The sequence below is a fragment of the Pseudoalteromonas sp. HM-SA03 genome (assembly GCF_002289345.1).
Taxonomy (GTDB): Bacteria; Pseudomonadota; Gammaproteobacteria; order Enterobacterales; family Alteromonadaceae; genus Pseudoalteromonas.
The window spans coordinates 1-513 of the sequence record NZ_NSDG01000001.1; the positions used below are offsets into that span (position 1 = coordinate 1).

At 38.8% G+C, this 513-nt stretch carries 1 tRNA gene; it reads right to left on the minus strand.

What is annotated here, in order from left to right:
• Nucleotides 1–252 precede the first annotated feature (252 nt).
• Nucleotides 253–328 (minus strand) — tRNA-Ala (locus tag CKO50_RS00005).
• Between the last annotated feature and the right edge of the window lie 185 nt (nucleotides 329–513).

Sequence of the window (513 nt, forward strand, 5' to 3'; positions counted from 1 at the left end):
TGTCAATCAAAGACTGATTTAACTTCGCCAGAAGTTAATATTGAATACTAAAGTAGACGCTAATTAATCATAAAAATGATTAATCGGCATTTTCTTTCGAAAACTCGATAAATAACTTTCGTTATCTATCAGAATTTAATTTTTCAGCTTTTCCAAATTTTTAAAGAGCAAGAGAATGACTTCTCAGAGTTAAAAACTCTCAGTTACTTAAACTTGAGTAAGAGTGTTTATCTATAAGAAGGTGTAGTAAAGTGGTGGAGCTAAGCAGGATCGAACTGCTGACCTCCTGCGTGCAAGGCAGGCGCTCTCCCAGCTGAGCTATAGCCCCACATTACTAGGATAACATTGTTTGTTTTTTACCTATCTTTGCTTTCAGGCAAGGATTTTTGTGACGAACGTTTAGTTTGCTAAACGAGTCGCAAAAAGATGCAGCATCAAAGCAAAGTGGTGGGTCTGAGTAGACTTGAACTACCGACCTCACGCTTATCAGGCGTGCGCTCTAACCAGCTGAGC